Here is a 20,903-nt window from a genome sequence, read left to right as displayed (position 1 = left end):
ATATACAAAAAAACTGAGACTTCACTCAGTTTTCAGATAATTTACAAATTCGTTACAAATCATAAAAAGGATGAGCAAGTAAAGGCCAAGCATAAAGAAGGATGGCCCCAGCTGTATAAAGAAACAGAGCTACCAAGCGCCAGCTTTTTTTCAAGCTATCTCGCTCACCATAAACGGGAAAGACAAAAGCTAGAATCCCTCCTCCCACCAGGCCTCCTAAGTGACCGGCTAGACTGATCCCCGGCATAAAGCTAAAGAGGATATTGATCAGAATCAAGGAAGTATAACGTTGGCTCAGATAGCGAATATAGGGACTTCGAGCGATAAAGCGCAAACTGGCAATGGCACCAAAGATACCAAACAAGGCGGTAGAAGCCCCAGCTGCAACAGCAAGAGGAGAAAAAACCAATACAAAAAGGTTGCCCATTAAGCCGGATAAGAGGTAGAGAGCTAAAAAGGCCTTCGAGCCAAATAGATCTTCTGCGATTCTTCCGATAAAATAGAGGGTAACCATGTTCAAAACAAAGTGTTGCAAGCCAACATGAACAAACATGGCAGCAAGCAAACGCCAGCTCTGGCTCGGGTCCATTTGGATTTCCGCCCCTAAGACACCCCCAAAGTCGTAAACAGTTTGGACCGATTCATAGTCAAAGCCACGAAGCAATAACATGGCTAGAAAAACGCCGGTTGTTAATAGGAGCAAGCTACTGGTCACCGGGTATTTCTTATCAAATAGTTGATTCATCCACAAGAACCTCCTGTACTGGAATATCATGGGGAGCAGGTGAAAAGTCTACTTCCTGGCAAGCATAGATAGTGCTGACGGTCGCTCCGTCGAAATCTGCCAAATAGCGATCGTAATAGCCTCCTCCATAACCCAGACGGTAGCCATCCTTTTGAAAGGCCACTCCAGGAACATGGATCAGGTCAATCTCCGACTGATCTACCACTTGAGCCCCATCCTCTGGTTCCAAGAGACCAAAGGCTGTTGGTTTCAATTTCTGCGGATCATAGACTGCAAATTCCATGCGCCCTTTGGGATAGGTTTTTGGGATGACGACTTGTTTGCTATCTTCTTGAGCTGCATCAATCAGAAAACTCGTATCCACCTCATGCGGGAAGGACAAATAGGTCGCAATAACGCTTGCTTCTTGGTAAGCTGGCAAAGAGCGCAACCGCTGAATCAAGGCTTGATCAGCCTTTCGCTTGTTCTCCGGCTCCAAGCCTTTCATCTTCTTCAATATACTTTTTCGAATACTTGCTTTCATTTCCGTCTCTCTTTATTGGTTGGCTTTCATTTTCAAGAAAGGACTAATGGCTTTGACACCAAAGTGCAGGGCTTCTTCCTTGGGACTCATCTGAGGGTGATGAAGGGCATAAGGACTGTCCACTCCTAACCAGAACATGACCCCATCTACTTTTGACAAGAGATAGCCGAAATCTTCTCCAGTCATGGCGGGTAGGATATCAATCAAGGTGACATCTTCTGCTTGATCAAAGAAGGTCATCAGTTCATCTGCCAAGTCCGGATTGTTTTCCACCGGCAAATAGCCCCCTTGCTTAAGTTCAAGATCTAGCTCCATATCAAAAACATCTGCAACCCCTCTGGCAATCGTCTCAAGTCGCTTCTGGGTCAAGAGGTTCATTTCCATGGTCAGGGTCCGGATGGTCCCATGCAGAAAGGCAGTCTCCGCAATGACATTATTGGTCGTCCCCGCATGCATGGAACCGAAAGTTACAACCGCTCCCTCGATAGGATCGACATTGCGGCTGACAATGGTTTGAACCTGGGTGACAAAATAGCTGGCAGCGACCAGGGCATCCTTGGCTTCATGGGGAAAGGCGGCGTGTCCACCTTTTCCTTTAAAGGTCAGCTTCACTTCACAGGTTCCTGCAAAGAGCGTCCCCCGATTGGTCGCGATTTCGCCTACCTTTAAGTCCGGACGGACATGGAGGCCGTAGAATTGATCAGGTAGCCAGTCTCCAAAGGCCCCATCTTCATACATAAGCATGCCTCCAGCTTCATTTTCCTCGGCTGGTTGAAAGAGGAATAAGAGATTGTTCTTAGGCTGTTCTTGAACCAATTGCTCCAACAAGCCCAAGGCTAAGGTCATATGAACATCATGGCCACAGGCATGCATCCGACCTTCGTGGCGGGAGGCAAAGCCAAGGCCAGTTTGCTCGATAATGGGCAGTCCATCGATATCCGTCCTCCAGCCAATGGTCTTTTCTGGATTGGATCCTTTCAGAAAAACCAGGCTCCCCGTCCGCCAGGTCCGCTGCTCGACGAACTCTTTTCCTTCGGTAATTTCAGCGATACGCTCCAAGAGATAGGCTTGTGTTTTGAATTCTTCTAGTCCAATTTCTGGGATTTGATGCAGATCTCGCCGAATTTTTACTAAATCAAGTGTCATATCTATCTTCCTCTTTTGAGAAGAAGCCGAGGTATCCCCCAGCTTCCTTTTCTTATTCTTCTATTAAAGGTTACGCAAGACATCCTCAAGCGCTGTTTTTTGTTGTGTCTGTTCGTCAATCGTCTTGACCACGCGCGCAGGCACACCCGCTACCACTACATTTTCAGGTACATCTTGGGTAACAATCGCACCCGCTGCTACGACAGAGCCATTGCCAACTTGAACCCCTTCGATGACGACGGCGTTGGCACCCACCAAGACGTTATCCCCGATACGAACTGGTTCTGCAGAGGCTGGCTCAATGACACCTGCAAGGACTGCTCCTGCTCCGATATGGCTATTTTTACCAACCGTTGCACGGCCACCAAGAATAGCCCCCATATCGATCATGGTCCCCGCACCGATTTCAGCACCGATATTGATGACCGCTCCCATCATGATCACCGCATTGTCTTCAATGGTCACCTGATCTCGAATGATCGCACCCGGTTCAATCCGGGCATTCAAATAACGCTTGTCCAGCAAAGGTACCGCCGAATTGCGACCATCTTGCTCTACGATATAGTCTTTGTTTTCTGTTAAGTTGACAAGAAGGGGCTCAATCTCTTTCCAGTCTCCAAATAGGACATTGCCTAGCTTTACAACGGATGCTGGAAGCTCTCCTGCCAATTCCCCTTCAAAGGTCACTTTTACGTTGGTTTTCTTTTCTGCATTGCCTATAAAGGCGATAATTTCTTGTGCAGTCATTTTTTGTGCAGTCATGGCGATACCTCTTGTTCTATGTAGTCAGTCCTCTAGGAAAATAGGCTCCTTTTGAACTCTTAGATTTTACTATTATAGCATAATTTGCAAGAATTCTTTCTCATCTAAAGATTTCATCAAAGCAACACGTTCTGGACCAATAGAGACAAGTAGAGAGGCCAGGATTTTTTGACAACCCCTAAATAGGAATTCTCAGATGATCTTATCGATTATGATTTATCCTCAACACTCCTTATACTTTTCAAACGGAATCTCCCCCCAGTTTCATCAAAAGACATAAAGACACTCATCTTATCCTTTGTAGTATAGACGATTGTAATTCGTTTGACTCCCCCAATAGCATAATTATTATGCATAAAGTCAGGAGTTCCTAATTCTTTTACAGCTTCTGTCAACTCTAGACCTTCTTCAGATGAAGCTTGCAAAGCCTTATAGTCTTTACTTGTTTTCGTGACTTCTCCTCTAAAACTTTTCCTAGTATAATAGGTCACACTACTGAGTTCCATAGAATCTTGTTCTTTCAGAAAATTAAGAGACAAGCGCCCTGTATCCCCGACGAGCTCATATTCTAATCCGATTCTCTGGCTACCGTCGGAGCTAGAGGACAGGTGACCAGAGACCGCTTTCCCAATCTGATCGACAATCTGCTCTGGCGTTACATTAGGTTCATTCGCTTTTCTCACTAAAGAAATGAAATCCTCTATGGACAATTCAATTCTGTGGTCCTTGTCAATATAAGGAGAATCTTCTCCAAAAAATGTAAATTCAGTTTTTACGGATGAATCTGTTGGGAGCTTCTCAGTCTTTTTAGTGGTTGAATAGGAATCTCTTTGATGGGAAAGGTATCTTACATAGTGGAGAGCCCCACAAAAGAGACACACAATGACGACAAGACCTATCCCTAGCTTCAGGAGACCACTGCGACGAGAAAACCAGGATGCTTTGAACTGGCCCATTTGGGATGCGTATACTCGATCCGATCTCGAATATTTGTCTTCCTCAAATTGATCTTTGGATTCAAATACCTCTCCTTGTGGTTGACCTTCTGAAAACACCTCCGGTACTTTTTTATTCCCCCCTGGCACTTTTGACCATTCTCGTTGAATTTTTCTACCTTTTTGCATTTCACTCTCCCTTATTCTCGTTTCTCAGGATGGAAGAAAACGGAATGAGACTCCTCCTTCTCACTTTAGTTATTCTTTTTTATCCTTTAATTTCGTCATACTTCCCAAACGGAAAAAATCTCCATCTTGATCAAAATACAAGGTAACTCGCATCTCATCACTTGCTTTATAGGAGATAGCAATTTGAGCCTCCGTCCCAGGTAAAAAACTGGAATAGAGCCAATCTGGTACTCCCAATTCTTTGATAGCTTCCATCAACTCCACCCCCTCTTGACCTGGCTGAGGAATAAGAGCACTATAATCATCACTTGTTCTTTCAGTTGATTCTCTCTGGCTTTCTAGGGTAAAATACTGAATCGAATGCAGAAGGAGGCGATTCTCCTTTTCACTAAAATCAAAGTCCAGTGCTGCTTTATTATCGGTAAGGAGATACGTCAATACACTTCCTCGACTACCATCAGAGTCTATACTCACATATCCATCTCTTGCTTTTCCTAATTGGTTGAAAATATCATCCATAGTAAGGTTGGCATCATTAATTTTTCTAATGTATGCGACAACCTCCTCTATATTGATATCAATTTTATGATTTGGGTCTGTATAGCGAGAGTTTTTATTAAAAAGATTTTTAAATTCCTTATCTGATAAACGAGCCTCTGTCCCCTTGCTTAATTTTACAGAGTGAGAATCATGCGCAGGTGATTTCACATATCGAGACACAATGTTAAAAAGGAACAAGAGGAACAGACCTCCTAGCACTAGCTTGAAGAAAATAGAGAAATGAGCTAAGTAAGACTTCTTAAGCACACTTTTTTGAAGATTCTCTCCACCATTTCGCTTCCCTGTTTTTGCTTCTTTGACCCTGCTTGGTAGTTCCATCCTATCATTCTGCAGATTACTTTTTGAAGAGAGCTCTGAAGAGATTTTATTTCCACCTGGGACCTTAGTCCATTCTCTCTGAATCTTTCTACCTTTTTCCATTCAATTTCTCCCCTCTATCAGGTAAGACTTGTAATCCCTTGAGAGTCCACCTGGCTCTTTCGCAACAAATAGCAAGAACCATCCATTATTTCAATCTCTAATAAATAAGATTTCCCCTTCTCATCCTGATAGGATAGTTGAAAACCTTCCTGATCAGGCCCGATCTGGTGTCGAACGAAGGATTGTAAGCCCTGATAGCTACCTAGAAGTGCTTTCAGATCCATCTTTTCTCCAGGTTCTAAGCTCTGGTAAACTTTTTCTGAAAAAGCTTTGTTCCCCTCCCGGTCTAGATTGGCTAGACTGGCGTCGATCTCTTCTAGCAGATAGCTCCCATCAGCCCCCTTGCTAAAAAGCAAACGGATGGAGGCTCCCTTTCCCCTATCGTCCCATCGATAGAGCAGGGAGAGACTGGGTTGCTTACTTGCTGTAGATTGAAAGAGAACTTTCTCTTGGGGGTGCCCCATTTCCTTCAGAAGGGTCTCCAGGCGACTTCCAGTCTGCTTCAGGCTACCGTTTTGGTTCTTTATCGACAGAGGGAAGCGCTCGATCTGGTCCAAGGTCCATGGCGAATCCTTTTTTTCATTCGTTTCTTTTAAGAGTCGCTCCCCTTGAAATTCTTTCGCTTTAAAAGTTGATAAGTTCCTTATTTCACTTATCGCTGTAGAACTTTTCGGCGGATGACTAAGGACCTCTAACCCCATCCCTAGGAGGAGCGCTAGCAGCAGGAGACCAGGAATTGTTAACTTCTTGATGACTGTATCCATTTACTCCTCCTTATTCGACCTTGACTAGATGATAGCGAGCATCTTTTTGGGCTTGCAAAGTGAGAAAGACGAGCCCCTCTTGTGCACGGTAGGTTAGGACCAAAACTGTCTTTCCATCCTTACGATTCAAAAGCAATGATTGTGGCAAGCCAACCTTTTGTAAAATGTCTTCTAGTTTCATGCCTGTCTTCTCTTTCCCACTAGCAAGACTGGTCAAGGCTGCCTTTTTCAGCTGTTTACTTTCTATATTCTGCTTAGAGGTTGGTTGATAGCCCTGAATAGCTGTTAGATAGTAGCCATCCTTCATATGGGTAAATTCAAATTGGTATCTATCTCGACCATCTTGTGTCGTTCCATAGCTGAGACGAAGGAGCTGCGTTCTAGTTTTTGATTCAAGCCGAGCTTGCTTGGCTCCCCCTAATTTTTTGACCAGGGTCTCTGGTGTCGTCCCCTTGGTGCTTGGTCCACCAGTCCCATCTCCCATTTTAAATTCTAGCAATTCCTCCAAATGCACCCCAACTTCTGGTCGATCTGATTTCGCCAGGAAGGCCTGCAGATAAGCTTCTTCCTTACGAAAGGTCACTTGCTGGTCTGGATTTAGCTGGTCTTGTGGCCTTCCAGAAGCAACAAGGCCGTAGCCTACGCCCAGCATTGCGAGGACCCCGAAAATAATCCCTCTTTTTTGGATGAAAGCTAAGAGGGTCTTCAGATGTTTTCTTGTTGTTTCCTTTACATTATCCATTCTGCGATCGTATCTGTATCCCTTTCCGTCCAACTGTTCACACGTGTTTCCTTTGTCAACATATCCTACTATACCATAAATAGCCAGTCCTCGCTAGAACAGAAAAAGATCTGAAAATACTATTCCAGATCTTTTTAGGGTTTTAAGTGAATGGATTTTTCCTCCCTTACATCTTTCGAAAAGAATGAATGAAGAGCCCTTCTTCATCATCATTCTTTTTCAGATAAGAGGAAATCACCATCTGATTGTCTCACAAAAGTCAACCTATATTCAGAGGAACTTGAGGATTTAAAAGATACTCTCATTGTAGTCACAATATCATGAGTTTTGTAGTCCTCTTCTGCAGACATTGAAAGACTAGAAATAGTATGATCCTTAATCACTTCCTTGTAGGATACACCATCCTTACCAGTTTTGGCATCTCCCACTTTCAGTTTATCATAGTAAGATGAGGTCATAAAATCATCCTCAGCTTCTTTATAATTTCCTGAATAATAGAGGTCTTTTAAATAATAATTGTCTCCATTCTTCTGAAACGTAAGGCGCATTTCACGAACAGTACGATAAGAAGGCAGCGTATCATCCTGATCTTCGTCTAACTCGCCCCATTCTAAATCAATTTTATCTCTTCGAAACGTGCCTTTCAAAGCCTTGCCATGTGCATCCACGACATCTTCAATGCTTGTTCCTAAATCTGGAGTTTCGTATGTCCCAAACTCCAAATCAGCTAAATCATCAATGTTCCAAGAAAATTCTGCTTCTTCCGGATTAATATACTTCCCAGACTGATCACGTTTTGATTCCCCTGCGTCAGCTGTTGGGTGAAGGGCTGGTTCGCTACTTTTAGCATTTGTTGCACCAAAAGAACGGCCAAGAAATAGACCTGCAATGACTCCTAAGACTGCAAAAACACTAACACAAGCGATTAATAGACCTTTCCCTGGCTTCTTTTGATTACCAGTTTCTGGCACACCAAATGGTACCTGTGATTGATTCATATTCATCTTTCATCTATCTCCTCTATATTAAAAACGTTCTGGACCAATGTATAAGAAGTCCCCATCTGGTTGTGCTAAGAAGCGTAATGTCTTATAATCGTCACCGACCTTAAAGTTTACGGTTGCAATAACACGAGTAGAGTCATACTCTTCTCCATCTGCAGTAGTTTTTGTTTCTGTTCCAATTCGAACAGCACTTGATTTACGCTTTTTCAAAACTTCTGATAAAGAAGTTCCACCTTTACCAGTTTTCTTATCTCCTGTTTTCAGATTTTTAAATTCTTTTGTACTTAACTCATAATCTGCAGAAGTTTCTTTATCTTCATCTTCATCTTCTTCATCTGCATGGAATTCTTCTAAATCATAAGCTTCTACAGTTTTCAAATAATAATTGCCATCAACTTTTTCAAATCGGAAATAAACATTCTGATGTTCAGCATTCTTTGCGCGATCCCAATAAAGAGTGAGGCTATTCTTATCATACTCTACACTGGAAGCCAATCCATAGGTGTCAACAATCTGATCAGCAGTCAAACCATAACCATCCTTATTGGTATAACTCAAGGAACCAAGGTCTTTAAGAGTCCAGGTGAAAACAGTCTCCTTCTTTTCTGTAATGAAGCTGTTCTTTATCTTTTTTGCTTCTTCATTAGCGCGTTCTAAACGTTTTGTTCGATTAGCATCTGCTTGAGGCTTAGATGAATTTCCCCAGAAATAGCCAGCTCCACCACCAATTAATCCACCAAGAAGGAGTGCAAGAAGGGAAAAGACAACAAATTTCGTCCATCCACGCTTCGGTTTTGGTTGAACATTCCATTGCGATTGGAAGGCTTGAGGGTTCCCTTGTTGGTAGAACGGATTATTCTCTACCTGAGGCGCTTGATTTTGGAAAAATTGTTCCTGTCCTCCAGCTTGTGGTCCTTCTACTGGAGAAGCCTGTTGAAAGGCTTGCGCTCCTGGTGCCCCAAATGGCTCATAAGCTGTTTGGCCATTTTGTGCTCCAAAAGGTTCTTGGACGGTTTGACCAGTTTGAGCTTCAAGAGGTTGCTGAACAGTTTGTTCTTCTTGTGCTCCAAAAGGTTCTTGAACAGTTTGTCCCTCTTGTGTTCCAAAAGGCTCTTGAGAAACGTTCTCCTCTTGTGTTCCAAAAGGTGTCTTGTCTTCTGTTGTCATAATCTCTCCTTTACTAACAACCTGCGCCCGTCATTCTCCCCACTTTTTGTGGCCATAGTTTGACGTGCAAAGTATAAATATAGTAGTTCTACTATATCATAAAACAGTCTATTTTTCCACCTCATTCTGAGATATTGAAAGCGATTAAAAAACGACCTCTTTCGAGATCGTTTTGTTGTCTATTATAGACGAGCGTTGAGTTCTTTGCTCAATTCTTCAAATCCTGGTTTACCAAGAAGGGCAAACATGTTGCGTTTGTATGCTTCAACACCTGGTTGGTCAAATGGGTTGATAGCGTTCAAGTAACCTGAAAGGGCGATGGCCAATTCGAAGAAGTAGATAGTGTAACCAAGAGTGAAGGCATCTTGCTCAGGAAGAGTTACGTACATGTTTGGTACGTCACCGTCAGTGTGGGCAAGAAGAACACCGTCAGTTGCTTTTTTGTTTACGAAGTCAACGTCTTTTCCTTGGAGGTAACCAAGTCCATCAAGGTCTTCTTCCAATGTAGGGATGATCACGTTCTTACGTGGTTTATCCACACGGACAACTGTTTCAAACATGATACGAGTTCCTTCTTGGATAAATTGACCCAATGAGTGCAAGTCTGTTGAGAAGTTAGCTGAAGTTGGGTAAATACCTTTTTGGTCTTTTCCTTCTGTTCAGGCACCCCTTGTGGATCCATCTGCTGGGAATTCCCTTGCACTGACTGGCTAGTTTGATTGACTTGCCAATCAACCACTGCGTCATCTATTTTTTCTAATTTAGACCCAGAAGCCTGGACTTTTTGTCCAAGCTCTGAATCAATTTTTTAGACTTTTATTTTTCTAAATTGCTTGATTTTAAATTTTGTTATGGTCAAGCAGTTTCGAAAATCTGAATGGTAGAGTCCTTTTCAATTACTACTGCTTGGTCTGCTGCAACATGGAGAGTGCCCGGCAGGCTGCCCTCTTTTGAACCATCAAAAGAAATCGTGATATGGCCCAGTCCAGTTAAATTTTTTTCTACTACATTTCCTACGGCAGTAATCGAATATTCCTGACTATCTACCACCAGCTTTCCACCTTCTAGTATTGCACCTAGAAGATTTTTGTTATCGATTTTAAAACAATACTCTGCTAAGTCTTCCGGAGCTTCTTCTCCAAACAAAATGAGCATATTGGCATCTTGAATCATATTCTGAGCTTCAGGCCCCACTTGAATTACTTTAGCTTCAAAAATTTTCTTCATCTAATTCCTATTCATCCTTTCTCAAATCTGTCATAAACTTATGCTTATAGATAAGTTTAACATAATAGTTGCTATGTTTACGTGCATCTATCAAAAGTTTACTGATAAAGGCCAATACTAGCTATCCAAGCTACTAGCACCCGCGGAACACCATTGAGAAAGCGTGAATAAAGCACAGAAGGGACACCAACCTCAACTGTTTCAGCCTTGGCTTCAGATAGACCGAGTGCTACAGGAATGAAATCACAACCGTTTTGAGTGTTGATAGCAAATATAGCTGGCAGAGCCATTTGGGGCGGAATAGTCCCTTTGCCGATTTCAACTCCAATTAAGGTTCCAATAATCTGACTGATAACAGCTCCGGGACCTAACAAAGGAGATAGGAATGGCAAGGAACAGATAAAGCCAATCAAAATGAGTCCCCAGATGTTCCCAGCTAGGGGAACCATTAATTTTGCCAGCCAATTTCCAACACCTGAACCTTGAATAACCCCAATCAGCAAGGAAACAAAGGCCATGAAAGGAATGATCGTGTTGAGCATTGTTTGGATGGCTTCACGAGCAGCCTGGTTGAAAGTCGCAACGACCTTCCCAGCGCCCATCCCAATTCTTGCTACAATACTTGTTTCAGCTTTTTGCTCTGTAATTTTTTTACTAGTATCGTAAGTTGGCTTTTCTGTTACCACAGTTGTCGCTTTTTCGTCTTCATTAGCAGCAGAAATTTGATTAAGGCCAACTGCTGACACATAGATTTCCTCGGTTATATATTGAGCTAGAGGCCCACTTTTCCCTGTAGCGACAATATTTATTGTAGGGATCCCCTTTTTAGGATAAATACCACAGCGAAGAGTACCGCCACAATCCACGATTGCTAAAGCAATTTCCTCATCTGGGATAGAAGTTTTAAACCCATTAACAGCTTCCATACCGGTCAAATCAGCAATTTTATCTACAATATCTGGCTTTTCTCCTCCGCCAGTGATATAGATGAATTTATGCTTAGCTTCACTAGGTGTAATGACCAAAGGTCCTCCGAAACCGCCATTTCCTTTAACAACTTTTATACTCTTATATGACATAATTTCACTCTTTCTATAAATCAAATGTTTTACTCAAGGTAACACCTTGCTGTTTTGCTACATAAGCAGTTGTAAAATCGGTCACCCAACCGCCTACAAAGTTCATGACAAGCCCAACAAGCATGTAACGAATGGCTAAGTCCATTTGACTTAAACCTAAAGTTTGAATTCCTGTTGCAATTCCCATCCATACAAACAATTCCCCAGGATTGATATGCGGAAATACACCATTTGAAGTGTGGCAGAACTGCATCTGAGCTGCTACAAAACTAGGTTTATAATATTCTGGTAAGAAACGTCCCATACTGATTGCCATCGGATTCCCCAGCATAAAGGCAGAAATGAAAGGTAAAATCATATACCGGCTAACAGGATTTTTGGCAGAAATCTTAGCCAGGGAATTGACCTTCTCTTCTCCCAAGAAAGCGATAAGGGTATTCATTGCAATCAATAGCATTAAGACAAGCGGTACAATATTTGTCATCCAGCTAATAAAGGTTTCTCCACCTAATTGGAAGAGTTTCATAAAACTCTCTGCAAAATTTGTAATGTGATTCATAAGGAACTCCCTTTCTTATTTTTTTTAAATAACTGTTTAATAGATAATTGTAAGTAATTCGCATAAAAGCCGAATCCCAGAAAAGAATCAGATGAACTTGTCTCTTTCTCAATACCTGCCTCATTCCAAAGATAGACTTTTCTAGCATCTTCTATGGCTGATTGCATCAACTTATTTTCTTTTCTCACAAGAGGATTATACTTGTCAAAATAATGGATGTCTTCTCCAACATAATCGTCCATATTTTGAAAACGTGCTAAGATTGTGACTCCTTGCATTTTGCTAGCTTTAAGAACCCGACCGTTTTCATCAACCGCGAACATGACAATCGTACCGGATTTGATTCTTCCGGACTTCCTGCCAATCGCTACGCGCCCCAGTTTTCGGAGCATCGTATAGGTCTTATTGAAGTCTTTGAGTTGCTGCCAGCCGAGGAACATTTGAAATATATAAGCTGCCATGACAAATACAGCGAAAATTATTAGCGAATTCATTAAAATACTCCTTTGCTCTTAGAAAATGATAGAAACTCTGTCTCTGTTTCTACAGCCCTCAATGCTTCTTTTAGAGAAGGCTCTCCTGCAATTCGAAAAATGTCGTCATACAATTCCAGCAATTCACTCTCCATTTTGCTTTCAATTTCTGAGGGAATGGCGACTAGAAAGATAAATTCAATCCAATCATCTCCTTTTTGATAAGGCTCTTCTAGCTTTCCAAACATTAAAATAGTCTTTGCATAACCCTGGTTAATTGTATGGGGGAAGGCAATTCCTCCACCAAAAATGGTTGATTGTTTTTTATCCCTATCAATTATCCGATTTCTAAAACCTTCATCAATCATCTGAAGTTTCTCTAACTCTGCAACCATATTTAGCAAGTATTGCTGATAGGTTTTTTGGGGAGTCAAACGAAGAAAACGTAAGCTGACTGTTTCTAGATTTTTTTGATGAAAAGCATTGGCCCTCTGCCATTCTTCCTGCAGCCATTGATCATCAAAAAGATGATTAACTTGAATGACTGGAGATTTAGAATCTTTATATTTTAGAGGAACTGTCGTAAAAATCGCGAAATAGTCCTGATTCAAATCCAGATTAAAATCCTCTTCAGAATACTGAGTAATGTCTACATCATTTCCAAGAATTCGTCTGAGTTGCTGAATAATCATCGCAGCAGTTCCTCTTCCTGTTGTGCAAACTACAGCTATCTGCTTGCGAGAACCATTTACAACAGAGTTTTGCTTTCTTAAAATCATTTCAAAATACAAAGCCAGATATCCGATTTCAGATAATTCCAATTCAGAACCAAAAATTGCAGATAGTTCTTCTCCAGCAATTTTCGCCATTTCAAAAGCAAAAGGATATTGAGTTTGAACCTCGCCATGGAATATATCATTAGCTTGCACATGGAAAATCAGTCGATTGATTAAGGAGCCTAGATGAGACTTGATTTCTTCAAATAATTCTTCATCATCAAAGTTAACCAACATTGTTTCTTTGACTTTCTTGACAATCCCTTGAAAAATGTTTGCAAGCTGTTCAGATTGATAAGACGGCTTGCTTAAAGTGTCAATAAAACGGATATTAAACGGAAAACACAAAAAGTCTATCTCAAACTGACTGAGGGAAATCTTATAAGTCATCTCAATATGATAGATTAATTTTTCAACCAAAGGTGTCTCTGTTAAATCATTCCTATAGTAAGGAATAGGGCAACTCAACACCCTAGATGCATGAATACGCTCCACCATAATTGAAATGGTCTTTCGAAGGAGTTCCTTTGTTTCTTTCGGGATTTTATACTCCTGGAGTAGCGTCTCCAGAAAAGAAGATGTTGCCTCGGTGAGTGTCTTTCCTTCAAAGTAAGGGGCCACTTGGTGAATATAGAGCAAGCGCAAATTCAGCTCGGACCCCAAGACCTCCAGCCCACGGTTGGGCTTTCCTGAAATAGTGATAGAGTAACTCTCTGCCAAAGATTTTACTTGTTTTAAATCCTTATTAAGGGTACTTCTACTAACACCTGCTTCCTCAGCCAAGTCGTCAATAAGAAGAGGGGAGGTTGACTCAATTAAACGTTTTAGTAAATAGGCAATTCTTTTACTGGAAGAATTGAAGTCACTCTCCCGTTTTAAACTACCAGATAAAATCCTTTCCAACTCAGTATAGTCATACACCTCTAACATTAACTGATCATCTTGTGAGATAATCTGGATACTCGGAGCCAAAACATCATTTAATTGTTGGATACTCTTTTGCAAGGTTTGCATACTAATATCCAGCTCTGAGCGCATATCTACCAAGGAATAAGTTGGCTGTGAGACCATTTTTTCTAAAATATTATACCATCGATTTACTATGGTCAACTCTCTTCCTCACCTTCATTTTTTTAACCGCGAGTTTTCCCTCCGGCAATATTTGTAGTGACTCCAGTTATATAGCTAGAACGGTCTGAAATATAGAATGCTACAAGATCAGCTACTTCCCGTAGTTTACCACTTCGTCCCAAAGGAGTTGTTGAAGTTGAAGCATAACCAGCTCGAATATCTTCTACCGTCTTTCCACGGGTATAAGCAAGAGCTTCCTCATAAGAAAGAGTTCGAAGTCCCGTAGCTTCCATAATTCCTGGAGCAATTCCAACCACACGTACACCATGCTTACCCAGCTCTTTCGCCCATGAACGAGTGTAACTATAGACTGCTGCTTTTGTTGCAGCATAGGCACTTTGTCCTTCAGAACCTTCCAAACCTGCTTCTGAAGCCATGTTCACAATTACACCTTTTCTATTTTTCACTAAAATACGTCCTACTGCCTGACTAACCAAATACAAACCTTTTTGATTAATCATTGTTACTTTTTCAAACGTTTCATCGTCTAACTCGTAAGGACCTTTAGGATTTTCTGCATCAATTAATAATCTGGGAACATTAATCCCTGCATTATTGACTACCGCATCAATATTGCCAAATCTTTCAACTATTTTGGCAACACCCTCTTCTACTTCAGAGCGAGAAGTTACATCAACTTTTACAAATAATAGATTCGGGTGACGCAAATCGTTGTCGCTAAGATCAAAATTCGCTACATTGACTCCTAATTCCAGCAATTCTTCAACGATTGCCTTACCGATCCCAGATGACGCGCCAGTCACAAGAACTGTTTTGCCTTTTATGTTTAACCAATCATTCATTTTGATACCTCTCAAATTTTATTTACAAGGCAATTATACAGCGCTTTCATAAAAGAATTAAGACACTCTTTTTTACACTTTTAAAAAAAATAATAAACTAATTAAGAGGCTTGTACTAAAAATCCACAAGAAATGAACTTGTGGATCTTTTTATATTCTAAATGAACTCAAAGCATATGAGAATCAAAGGCGTGCATTCAACTCAGCACCCAGCTCTTCAAAGCCTGGTTTCCCAAGAAGAGCAAACATGTTTTTCTTATAAGCTTCAACTCCAGGCTGGTCAAATGGATTGATACCATTCAGGTAGCCAGAAAGAGCAATAGCCAACTCAAAGAAGTAAATAGTGTAGCCCAAAGTGAACTCATCTTGCTCAGGCAGTGTCACAAACATATTTGGAACTCCACCATCAGTGTGTGCTAACAGCACTCCATCTGTAGCTTTTTTATTGACAAAGTCAACATCTTTTCCTTGCAAGTAGCCAAGACCGTCCAAGTCTTCTGCCAATTCAGGAATCAGCACATTTTTGCGAGGTTTATCTACACGGATAACTGTTTCAAAGAGGATACGGGTACCTTCCTGGATAAATTGTCCCAGAGAGTGCAAGTCTGTTGAGAAGTTAGCTGAAGTTGGATAAATCCCTTTTTGGTCTTTCCCTTCTGACTCACCAGCCAGTTGCTTCCACCACTCAGAGAAGTATTGCAGAGATGGTTCATAGTTAGCTAGAACTTCTGTCAGATAACCTTTACGGTACAAGATATTGCGCACAACTGCATATTGATATGCTTCATTTTCAGCCAACTTATCAGAAGCATAAGCCTTGCGAGCAGCATTTGCTCCTTCCATTAACTTGCTGATATCAGCTCCTGCAGCTGCGATTGGCAAGAGCCCCACTGCTGTCAATACTGTAAAACGACCACCTACACTATCAGGCACTACAAAAGTATCCCAGCCATTAGCATCTGCTTCAACCTTAACTGCACCTTTAGCGCGGTCTGTAGTTGCATAAATCCGTTTATTTGCTTCTTCCTGACCATACTTCTTAACCAAGAGTTCTTTGAAGACACGGAAAGCAATAGCAGGCTCTGTAGTCGTTCCTGACTTAGAAATAACGTTGACAGAGAAATCTTTGTCTGATACATAGTCTACCAAATCAGCCAAATAGCTTGAAGAAATAGAATTTCCAGCATAGAGGATTTGAGGTGCCTTGCGTTCTTCCTTGCTTTGTAGATTTACAAAAGAATTATTCAAGAAATCAATAGCTGCACGAGCTCCTAAATAGGAACCACCAATACCGATTACGATCAATACCTCACTATCAGATTGGATTTTAGCAGCAGCCTTTTGAATACGAGCAAATTCATCTTTGTCATATTCTTCAGGCAAGTTCAACCAGCCAGTCATTTCTGCCCCAGGACCTGTACCATTTCGCAGAGCAGAATCTGCAGCAGTCACTTGAGGCTGCATATAATCTAGTTCATGTGGTGCTACAAATTTATCTAACACCTTTGAGTAGTCAAATTTAATATGTGACATGTTTATCCTCCAATTGTTCTTTTCTTTTATGATAACGCTTTAAGAAAAAATAAGCAAGTGCTTTCACTATTTTAAAACGTTTACATTTTATATTCTATACTATTTTTCTAAATAAGCTAACCTTAGGACATAACCGAGAGCACTCGTTTGCGTAAGACAACAAATTTTAGGCCTATTGAGAAGAACAATTTTGATTGACAAGAAAACAAATACGCTTCTTAAGATTGGATGTCAGCTGAATTCATTTCAGGTCCGTTCAAACTAGATTCGCTGCTCCAATATTCATCTGCACCTTTTAGGCTTGATTCATTATACTTCGGAACCTAGTTCTCACTTTGTTCGAACTGCGTCAATGCACCTAAGTTCATCCGCGTCCGTTGGACTTGATTCACTAAGGGCTATCATAGGTTTACAGCTTTTTCCCTAGCGGGAAAAACTGCATCCATTGCTCTAGGATTCTTCTGCGTCCCTTGGACTTGACTCATCAAGAGCAATAGAAAAGAGCACACAGTTCACTTCGCTTAGGGCTGCTGGATTCCTCCCCTGACCCGCTTCACGCAGAACTGTTGCTCCGATAGGTATTATATCATAATTTGTGGATTTTGCAAAGGTCCGGTTTTTATTCTTGTGTTTCGGCCTTGGCTGCGAGTTTGGCTTGTTTTTTTCGTTCTCGACCTTGGCGGAAGAAGGTCTGCATGATGGCTGCACATTCTGCTTCCAAGATTCCTGTTTCTACTTCGACTTGGTGATTGAGGCGTTCATCTGCCAAAATGTCGTAGAGACTACCTGCTCCACCGAACTTCTGATTGGTCGCCCCGTAAATCACCTGGGGAATCCGAGCTAGACCAATGGCACCACTACACATGACACAGGGCTCAATCGTGACAAAAAGCGTCGTATCCAGCAGGCGCCAGCTATTTTCACGCTGATTGGCCTCCTCGATCGCCATGATTTCCGCATGCATGACCGCCCGCTGCAGCTCCTCACGCGCATTATGTCCACGCCCGATAATCTGACCATCCTTGACCAAGACACAGCCAATCGGTATTTCATCATTGGCGAGGGCAATCTCCGCCTCCTTCAGGGCTTCCCTCATAAACATCGCTTTTTCCTCTATCGTGTAGTCCATCTCTTCCTTCTTCCTTTTAGTTTCTTTGTTCATTATACCATAGGCAGCTTACGACTCACAAAAAAAGCCGCCGATTGGGCGACTCTTATGGGAGATTATTATGAAAAAGTTTAGGAGGTTTAAACAAAGTTAGGAGGTCTTTGTTTATGCTTCTAGTATAGCTGGCCTATCTTAAATAAAGCTTAAGTTCTCTGAGTATTGATGATTTTGGAAATATCACCACTTAGAATCTCAAAAATATCTGACAAATTGCTGGCTTACTACTATCCGCTTTGTCGCAGAACCAACTATTGTGGCATCGCTCATCCTTTACGTAACTCAAGGATTTGGTCATAGCGCTCTTCTTCATCAATATGATGGGCTATTTCTAGTACCGTGATCGGCAAAGAAAAGATTAGGTCTCTAACCAGACGACTATTTTTTTCGTCCAAAGCTGATGTCACTTCGTCCGCTAATAAAATATCCTTCTCGCGTAAGAGAAAACGAGCCAACTCTAATCTGACACGCTGACCTCCTGAAATGTTTTCACCATTATTATGAATTTCTACATTCAAAATATCCTGAAATTCATCTATTAAGCCAACTCGGTCCAATACCTCCAATAATTCATGGTCCTGAAAAGGCTGACCAAAAGTTAGATTATAGCGGATAGTATCGTTAAACAGGAAGGGATGCTGGCTAATTAAACCGATATTCCCTTGGAAATGACTCGTTATTTGATTTCCATCATACTGAACGAAAATGTCACCCTCATCACATACTTCTTCTCCTAAAATCAAGCGAAAAAGAGTCGTCTTTCCAGACCCGCTCGGTCCTTTGATTAAGACCTTCTGACCTACTGAAATCGTCGCCGTCAAATCAGAAAAAAGCTGACGTTCAGCAAAACTTTTTGAAATATGATTTAAGCGCAACGATTCGAGATTTTCAACAAATTGATCCTTTGTCTCTTCGAAATCAGGTTCTTCCTCGATAATCTTAAACAGGCGGTTCGCAGTCGGCAAGGCACCTTGGAGATTGGCTGCACTGTACATCAGAGTTTGGATCGGTTCTACCAGCATCCCCGCAGCAACATACATAGAGATGAGGCTTGTAATAGAAATAGAATTTCCCTGTAAACTCAAATAAAAGCCTAAAGCAAGAGGAACAACCTGACTAAAAAAGACCATAAATCCATTAAAGAAAAAAATAATATTATGTGTGAAACAAAATCTTTGGATGGCTTTTTGATATTCTCCGTTTAAATCATTCACGCGCTCTTCATTCAGCCTCATGGCCTGATTAATCCGTAAGGTTTGGCTGCCTTGCATACTATCCGAGACAAGCCCATGTAATTTCGTTCTAAGCTTGGACCAGCTGTCTCCCGAATCTTGTAAACGACGATTCATGATGAACTGAGGAATAGGTCTCATAATCGTAAAAATGACAAAAATAAGTCCTAAGAGAAAATTTTGTGAAACAATATAAATGGCTGTAACAAGGGCGACAAATCCCCAACTCACCATAACATTTATATTTTCCAAATAATTATCGCCCACATATTCCATATCTTGAGTTAGCAGACTAACTTTTTCATCATTGGAAAATTTAGGATTCAATATGACTTTCTTAAATAAAAGGGCACGGACACTTTTGTTGATTTCTCTTCGGAATATATTGTGCGAATAGTTTGAAAACAGCATCAGACTATAAATAACAAGATAGACAGACAAACCAAATAAAACAAAATTGAGAATTTTTCCATAAGAAAGGCCGTCTTGATCTAACTTCAAGGCCTTCGTTAAAATCAGAGGTTGCGCCAACACCAAACCACTATTCACAATACGCCCTAAAAAAATAGGAAAAAGATACTTCTTATCAATGTACTTATAAATATTTCTCATAATTATCATCCATCAAAATAGAGGGCTAGCACAACCCTCTTCTCTAATTTATTTAAAATCGTGATTATTTACAATCACAATTATAGTTAAATACTCTAGGTTTAGCATTCATTTTGTCATCGAATTTGTTATTCACTTTAACCTTCACCGAAAATTACAATCTCCATGTGTCAAAATTGTTAGTTCCAATAATTCAGCATCTGTATCGCTTATTTTAGATAGATACTTTTCGACCTCATACTCACCCTCACTTAAATATTTATTTTTATCAAGATAAGCATGAAACTCTTTCCTAATCACATCATTGCTGTCGACTACTCTATTCAATTCATTCGTAAGAAAAAATGAATGATTGGTTTTAGTATTAAAATACAACGTACCATCATCAGTACTATATTTTAATATATATCGTGACAAATTCATATTATCACCTCTTAATCTGTGTGACTTAACCTACAGTAAGTATACACCGATAGAAATATTAAATAAAGCAATATTCAGCAGATTAGAAAAGTTCCAACTTTTAATATTTTGGAAAAGGTTATCCTATAAAAGCTGCAATTTCGCCAACTTCTTGAGCAATATAGGTGGCGCCGGCTTCTTCCAATTCTTCCCTGCTTCCAAAGCCATAAAGGACACCGATAGAATCAAACTTTTGCGCTTGAGCGCCAAGCACATCGTGCTCCCTGTCTCCAATCATGATGGTATGCGCCAAATCTGTAATCCCATTTTGCTCCAAGGCATACTGGATAACATCGCTTTTTTTACTACGTTTTCTATCCATGGTCGCACCAGCGACAAAGTCAAAATAATCATACAAACCAAAGTGTTTGAGAATTTGAATGGAAAATTCTTCAGGCTTTGACGTAGCTACAATCAACTGTTTGCCAGCCTGCTTGAGAGAAGCCAGCAAGTCAGGAACGCCTAGATAGACCTCATTTTCATAAAGGCCTTTTTCGGAAAAATACTCATGATAGTAGTCAATGGCCTTTAAACATTCTTCCTTAGAAAATCCATAAAAGCGCTCAAAAGACTCCTGCAAGGGCGGACCGATGAAAACTCTCAATGCTTTCTTGTCTGGCACTTGAATCCCATATTTTCCTAAGGCATAGGCCACCGAGTTGGTAATCCCTAGTTCTGAATTGGTCAAGGTGCCGTCTAGGTCAAATAAAATCGTTTGATACATTTTTTCCTCTTTCTGCTTTCAAAAAGAGGCTGGGACAAAAGTCCTAGCCTCTCAATTGTCTTTGGATTGTCGAGCAAGACGCAGTGGTTGAGTGGGCTCTACTACGCTGATTTCATCAGCTTTTACAGCCCTACTCAACTGTGCGGAGGTGGGACGATGAAATCGAATT

At 41.0% G+C, this 20,903-nt stretch carries 21 protein-coding genes, 1 other RNA gene and 1 pseudogene; all 23 read right to left on the bottom strand.

From position 1 onward, the window contains the following. Window positions 1-52: 52 nt before the first annotated feature. Window positions 53-745 carry a rhomboid family intramembrane serine protease gene (locus tag ABT997_RS05145; protein WP_350018902.1) on the bottom strand — a complete coding sequence of 231 codons (693 nt, stop codon included), beginning with the start codon at window positions 743-745 and terminating at the stop codon, window positions 53-55. Then, window positions 729-1,268, bottom strand: coding sequence for a 5-formyltetrahydrofolate cyclo-ligase (locus tag ABT997_RS05140; RefSeq protein WP_350018901.1), 540 nt, complete (start codon window positions 1,266-1,268; stop codon window positions 729-731). Before ABT997_RS05140 ends, ABT997_RS05145 begins: the two co-directional genes overlap by 17 nt. Window positions 1,269-1,280: 12 nt before the next feature. Next, window positions 1,281-2,414, bottom strand: coding sequence for an N-acetyldiaminopimelate deacetylase (locus ABT997_RS05135; protein ID WP_350018899.1), 1,134 nt, complete (start codon window positions 2,412-2,414; stop codon window positions 1,281-1,283). A 63-nt stretch (window positions 2,415-2,477) separates the two neighbouring features. Then, window positions 2,478-3,176, bottom strand: a complete 699-nt coding sequence (dapD, locus tag ABT997_RS05130) for a 2,3,4,5-tetrahydropyridine-2,6-dicarboxylate N-acetyltransferase (RefSeq protein WP_350018898.1) — start codon at window positions 3,174-3,176, stop codon at window positions 2,478-2,480. Between the two features lie 209 nt (window positions 3,177-3,385). Further along, window positions 3,386-4,300, bottom strand: coding sequence for a hypothetical protein (locus ABT997_RS05125; protein WP_129822539.1), 915 nt, complete (start codon window positions 4,298-4,300; stop codon window positions 3,386-3,388). A gap of 69 nt (window positions 4,301-4,369) precedes the next feature. Beyond that, the gene (locus ABT997_RS05120) at window positions 4,370-5,038 is read right to left on the bottom strand and encodes a hypothetical protein (RefSeq protein WP_129269862.1); all 669 of its coding nucleotides are present in this window, start codon (window positions 5,036-5,038) and stop codon (window positions 4,370-4,372) included. 260 nt (window positions 5,039-5,298) lie between these two features. After that, window positions 5,299-6,045: a hypothetical protein gene (locus ABT997_RS05115; RefSeq protein WP_343093943.1), complete on the bottom strand. Its 747-nt coding sequence runs from the start codon at window positions 6,043-6,045 to the stop codon at window positions 5,299-5,301. Window positions 6,046-6,055: 10 nt separating this feature from the next. Next, the gene (locus ABT997_RS05110) at window positions 6,056-6,787 is read right to left on the bottom strand and encodes a hypothetical protein (protein WP_343093944.1); all 732 of its coding nucleotides are present in this window, start codon (window positions 6,785-6,787) and stop codon (window positions 6,056-6,058) included. A gap of 209 nt (window positions 6,788-6,996) precedes the next feature. Beyond that, window positions 6,997-7,791 (bottom strand): hypothetical protein, encoded by a 795-nt coding sequence (locus ABT997_RS05105; protein ID WP_343093945.1) that lies wholly within the window; start codon window positions 7,789-7,791, stop codon window positions 6,997-6,999. 21 nt (window positions 7,792-7,812) lie between these two features. Next, window positions 7,813-8,958 (bottom strand): hypothetical protein, encoded by a 1,146-nt coding sequence (locus ABT997_RS05100; RefSeq protein WP_350018897.1) that lies wholly within the window; start codon window positions 8,956-8,958, stop codon window positions 7,813-7,815. A gap of 182 nt (window positions 8,959-9,140) precedes the next feature. Continuing rightward, window positions 9,141-9,617, bottom strand: a pseudogene (locus ABT997_RS05095) (glucose-6-phosphate isomerase); the annotation flags it as partial. A gap of 196 nt (window positions 9,618-9,813) precedes the next feature. Next, the gene (locus ABT997_RS05090; protein ID WP_008808177.1) at window positions 9,814-10,185 is read right to left on the bottom strand and encodes a PTS glucitol/sorbitol transporter subunit IIA; all 372 of its coding nucleotides are present in this window, start codon (window positions 10,183-10,185) and stop codon (window positions 9,814-9,816) included. A gap of 98 nt (window positions 10,186-10,283) precedes the next feature. Then, entirely contained in the window at window positions 10,284-11,264 is a 981-nt protein-coding gene (gene srlE / locus ABT997_RS05085; RefSeq protein WP_038804194.1) for a PTS glucitol/sorbitol transporter subunit IIB, read from the bottom strand. A 13-nt stretch (window positions 11,265-11,277) separates the two neighbouring features. After that, window positions 11,278-11,823, bottom strand: coding sequence for a PTS glucitol/sorbitol transporter subunit IIC (gene srlA / locus ABT997_RS05080; protein WP_001015684.1), 546 nt, complete (start codon window positions 11,821-11,823; stop codon window positions 11,278-11,280). Then, window positions 11,820-12,317: a transcriptional regulator GutM gene (locus ABT997_RS05075; RefSeq protein ID WP_033585448.1), complete on the bottom strand. Its 498-nt coding sequence runs from the start codon at window positions 12,315-12,317 to the stop codon at window positions 11,820-11,822. The genes srlA and ABT997_RS05075 overlap by 4 nt, the downstream gene beginning before the upstream one ends. Next, a complete protein-coding gene (locus ABT997_RS05070) occupies window positions 12,317-14,143 on the bottom strand; it encodes a BglG family transcription antiterminator (RefSeq protein WP_080639548.1) in 1,827 nt (608 codons plus the stop codon). Before ABT997_RS05070 ends, ABT997_RS05075 begins: the two co-directional genes overlap by 1 nt. A 62-nt stretch (window positions 14,144-14,205) precedes the next feature. Beyond that, window positions 14,206-15,006: an SDR family oxidoreductase gene (locus ABT997_RS05065; RefSeq protein ID WP_001000838.1), complete on the bottom strand. Its 801-nt coding sequence runs from the start codon at window positions 15,004-15,006 to the stop codon at window positions 14,206-14,208. A gap of 183 nt (window positions 15,007-15,189) precedes the next feature. Continuing rightward, the gene (locus ABT997_RS05060) at window positions 15,190-16,539 is read right to left on the bottom strand and encodes a glucose-6-phosphate isomerase (protein ID WP_195412497.1); all 1,350 of its coding nucleotides are present in this window, start codon (window positions 16,537-16,539) and stop codon (window positions 15,190-15,192) included. A 485-nt stretch (window positions 16,540-17,024) separates the two neighbouring features. Then, window positions 17,025-17,120, bottom strand: an RNA gene (gene ffs, locus ABT997_RS05055) — signal recognition particle sRNA small type. Between the two features lie 38 nt (window positions 17,121-17,158). Continuing rightward, window positions 17,159-17,668, bottom strand: coding sequence for a tRNA adenosine(34) deaminase TadA (tadA, locus tag ABT997_RS05050; RefSeq protein ID WP_350018896.1), 510 nt, complete (start codon window positions 17,666-17,668; stop codon window positions 17,159-17,161). A 302-nt stretch (window positions 17,669-17,970) separates the two neighbouring features. After that, window positions 17,971-19,548 carry an ATP-binding cassette domain-containing protein gene (locus tag ABT997_RS05045; RefSeq protein ID WP_003016812.1) on the bottom strand — a complete coding sequence of 526 codons (1,578 nt, stop codon included), beginning with the start codon at window positions 19,546-19,548 and terminating at the stop codon, window positions 17,971-17,973. Window positions 19,549-19,692: 144 nt separating this feature from the next. Further along, on the bottom strand, window positions 19,693-19,971 hold the full coding sequence (locus ABT997_RS05040; RefSeq protein WP_003009004.1) for a hypothetical protein: 279 nt from the start codon (window positions 19,969-19,971) through the stop codon (window positions 19,693-19,695). 118 nt (window positions 19,972-20,089) lie between these two features. Beyond that, complete coding sequence (locus ABT997_RS05035; protein WP_031575622.1) at window positions 20,090-20,734, bottom strand: HAD family hydrolase; 645 nt, start codon at window positions 20,732-20,734, stop codon at window positions 20,090-20,092. Between the last annotated feature and the right edge of the window lie 169 nt (window positions 20,735-20,903).

The sequence above is a fragment of the Streptococcus australis genome (assembly GCF_040226615.1).
GTDB classification, from domain to species: domain Bacteria; phylum Bacillota; class Bacilli; order Lactobacillales; family Streptococcaceae; genus Streptococcus; species Streptococcus australis_E.
This window is presented reverse-complemented; position numbering and strand designations above follow the sequence as displayed.